Source organism: Mesorhizobium sp. M7A.F.Ca.US.014.04.1.1, assembly GCF_003998745.1.
Classification (GTDB): Bacteria; Pseudomonadota; Alphaproteobacteria; order Rhizobiales; family Rhizobiaceae; genus Mesorhizobium; species Mesorhizobium ciceri.
Genome location: NZ_RZRW01000633.1, coordinates 1 through 3,104 on the forward strand (window position 1 = coordinate 1; position 3,104 = coordinate 3,104).

Genomic DNA, 3,104 nt, shown 5'->3' on the forward strand with positions numbered 1-3,104 from the left:
CCGCAACGCCTTAGACTGCGCCCTATGGGATCTGGAGGCGAAGCTCAGCGGAACATCGGTGGCGGTTGCGATAGGTGCTGTTCCCTTGCAGGCGCTCGAAACCGCCTACACGCTGTCGCTGGGCGAGCCGGAGGCGATGGCGGCGCAGGCCCGCGCCAATGCGGCGCGGCCGCTGCTCAAGGTCAAGATCGGCGGCGACAACGACATTGCCCGCATCCGGGCGGTCAGGCAGGCAGCGCCAGACAGCCGCATCATCCTCGACGCCAATGAGGGCTGGAGCGACGACAACATCGTTGCGAACCTCGCCTTTGCCGCCGAACAAAGCATCGCGCTGATCGAACAGCCGCTGCCGGCCGGTCATGACGAGATCCTGCGCCATATCGCCCATCCGGTGCCGATCTGCGCCGATGAAAGCGTGCACGAGGCTAAGAATCTCGAAGCGCTTGTCGGTCTTTACGATGCCGTCAACATCAAGCTCGACAAGTCGGGGGGCCTGACGGCGGCACTGGTGCTGCGCGATCGCGCCCGCGAACTCGGTTTCGGCGTGATGGTCGGCTGCATGGTCGGCACCTCATTGGCGATGGCGCCAGCGGTGCTGCTTGCCCAGCATGCCGATTTCGTCGACCTCGACGGTCCGCTGCTGCTTGCCCGCGACCGGGTACCGGGCCTTGTCTACCAGGGATCGCTGGTGTCACCGCCCGATACGGCGCTCTGGAGCTGAGCGCGCAGCAAGGCCGATCAGCGCCAGTCCGATCAACGCAATCGGGATCATGGCAAAGAAGCCGTCGACACCGAGACGGTCGTAGAGCGGGCCGGACGCCAGCGTCACCACCGCCATGAAGAAGCCGTTGGAGAAATAGGCAATGCCTTGCGCGGCACCTGTCCGCTCCTCGGAGATCGTTTCGCCGATCATCTTCTGCAGCCCGATCAGCCCCAGCGCCACCGAGACCGAGTGCAGCGACTGGACAGCGAAGAAGCCGGGAATGCCGAGGCCGAGCGGCCAGACCAGCGGAAAGGCGATCCAGCGCACGATGGAGCCGATTCCGGCCATCACCATGACCGACACGACGGAGAACCGGCCGAAAAAGCGGGTGAACATCATGAACATGCAGACTTCCGACACCACGCCCCAAGCCCATAAGAGACCGACTACCGAATCGCCGAGGCCGATCGACTTCCAGTAGATGGAGACGAAACCGTAGAGGAATGCGTGGCTGGCGGTGATGACGCCGACGCCCGTGGAAAAATACAGGAAATACGGGTTGAGAAGCTTCGGCGCTGAATGCTGGATGTCGGTGGCCGACAGCGGCGAGGCGCGCCGCGGACGGCCAAGGCGCGGCGCCAGCAGGCCGGCGGCAAGGGCGGCGGCAAACGCCACCAGAATGATAACCGGAACGGCTTGTGAACCGGTTACCGACAGAATGAAGCCGCCGGCGATATTGGCGAACAAATAGGAAATCGAGCCCCATTTGCGCATGCTTGTGTAGTTCGAACCGAAGCGGCGGACACCCGAAAGAGCCAGCGAATCGGCGATCGGCGAATGCGGCGTCCAGACGATGGTCAGCGTCAGCGAGACCGCCAGCACCATCGCATAGGTGGGTGTCAGGAAATAACCTGCCGACAAAAGCAGCGACGCAGCCATCAGCGCGACATAGACATCGGCGCGGTCCCTGGCACGGTCGGCCAGCGCGGTCAGCAGCGGCGTCGTCACCACGCGCAGGAACATCGGCGCCGCCAGAATGACCGCGATCTGCTCGGCATGAAAACCCTTGGCCTGCAGCCACAACGGAAAATACGGCAAATGCGTTCCGAGCGGCACGAAAAGCGTCGCGAACATCAGGCTCATGCGCAGTTCGAAATGGCGCGGCTTGACGAGTTGTTCGGGCGAGAGCTGCGGCAGGGACATGAATCGATCCAATCGCGCTGTATTCGGCCGGAGGGCAACGCGTATCGATCCCTTAACATGGACGAAAACCGGACGAAACCGGTTGGACTAATTGATTGATTCCGAAGCCGAAAGGACTTCGGACTAGGCCGCCTGCCCTACCCGGTCCTCGATGAGCAGCGGGATAAAGGGCTCGTCCGGCACCTCGGGCAGCACCTGCGCCCAAGTCAGGATTTCCATGCGGCCGTCAAAATGCTCGACCACAGCCGTACAACTTTCCACCCAGTCGCCGGTGTTGATGTACTGGACATCGCCAAAATTTTCGATGACGGCATGATGGATGTGGCCGCAGATGACGCCATCGACATGCGAACGGCGCGCCTCGTCGGCAAGCATGGTCTGGAACGAGCCGATGAAGTTCACCGCCTTCTTGACGTTGTGCTTGGCCCAAGACGAAAAGGACCAATAAGGCAGGCCGAGCAGCTGGCGCAGCCGCGTCACCACGCGGTTGACCAGCATGGCCGCGTCATAGGCGTGGTCACCGAGATAGGCGAGCCAGCGCGCATTGTGGACCACGGTGTCGAACTGGTCGCCATGGATGACGAGCAGCCGCTTGCCGTCGGCGGTCTCGTGGATGGCGCGATCGGCAACGACGATGCCGCCGAAATGCACGCCCTGGAACTGGCGGGCGAACTCGTCATGGTTGCCGGCGATGTAGGTGATGTTGGCGCCCTTGCGCGCTTTGCGCAGCAGTTTCTGCACGACGTCGTTGTGGCTTTGCGGCCAATGCCAGCTCCGTCGCAGCCGCCAGCCATCAACGATGTCACCCACCAGATAGATGATATCGGCATCGTGATATCGAAGGAAATCGATCAGGAACTCGGCCTTGGCCGCCTTCGAGCCCAGATGGACGTCGGAAATGAACATGCTGCGGAAAGTGCGGGGCTCTTGGCCGGACATCGCGATTTCACCGTTGCTTTCGCGAGCCTATGCCCCGATTCATGCAACAATCGTATGACGGTTGCGATTGGTCCAGCCGAAGGACTAGCTTGCCGGCCAAATCACAGGAGAAATCGTCATGGATCTTGGTATCCGCGGAAAGAAGGCCATCGTCTGCGCTTCGAGCAAGGGACTTGGGCGCGGTTGCGCCGTGGCGCTGGCGGAAGCCGGCTGCGACGTCGTCGTCAACGGACGCAATGCCGAGCTGGTGGCGAAAACC

Annotated in this window: 3 protein-coding genes and 1 pseudogene; 2 read left to right on the plus strand and 2 right to left on the minus strand. The window is 62.2% G+C overall.

Annotation, left to right across the window (positions count from 1 at the left end; all coding sequences use genetic code 11):
* Positions 1-721: dipeptide epimerase (locus EOA22_RS28965; protein WP_164755943.1), on the plus strand; the 721-nt coding region annotated here is incomplete at its 5' end.
* Here the strand turns inward: EOA22_RS28965 and EOA22_RS28970 are convergent.
* Together EOA22_RS28970 and EOA22_RS28975 are read right to left on the minus strand one after the other, a co-directional pair.
* Positions 692-1,906 carry an MFS transporter gene (locus EOA22_RS28970; RefSeq protein WP_063167911.1) on the minus strand — a complete coding sequence of 405 codons (1,215 nt, stop codon included), beginning with the start codon at positions 1,904-1,906 and terminating at the stop codon, positions 692-694. The genes EOA22_RS28965 and EOA22_RS28970 overlap by 30 nt on opposite strands.
* 123 nt (positions 1,907-2,029) lie before the next feature.
* Entirely contained in the window at positions 2,030-2,812 is a 783-nt protein-coding gene (locus tag EOA22_RS28975; RefSeq protein WP_063170225.1) for a UDP-2,3-diacylglucosamine diphosphatase, read from the minus strand.
* A 151-nt stretch (positions 2,813-2,963) separates the two neighbouring features.
* Between EOA22_RS28975 and EOA22_RS39140 the strand changes: the two are divergent.
* Positions 2,964-3,104: pseudogene (locus tag EOA22_RS39140) on the plus strand (3-oxoacyl-ACP reductase); the annotation flags it as partial.

Bases quoted from the DNA above. Each gene is read 5' to 3' on its own strand.
- EOA22_RS28970 (WP_063167911.1), bottom strand. From the start codon at position 1,906: ATGTCCCTGCCGCAGCTCTCGCCCGAACAACTCGTCAAGCCGCGCCAT.
- EOA22_RS28975 (WP_063170225.1), bottom strand. From the start codon at position 2,812: ATGTTCATTTCCGACGTCCATCTGGGCTCGAAGGCGGCCAAGGCCGAG.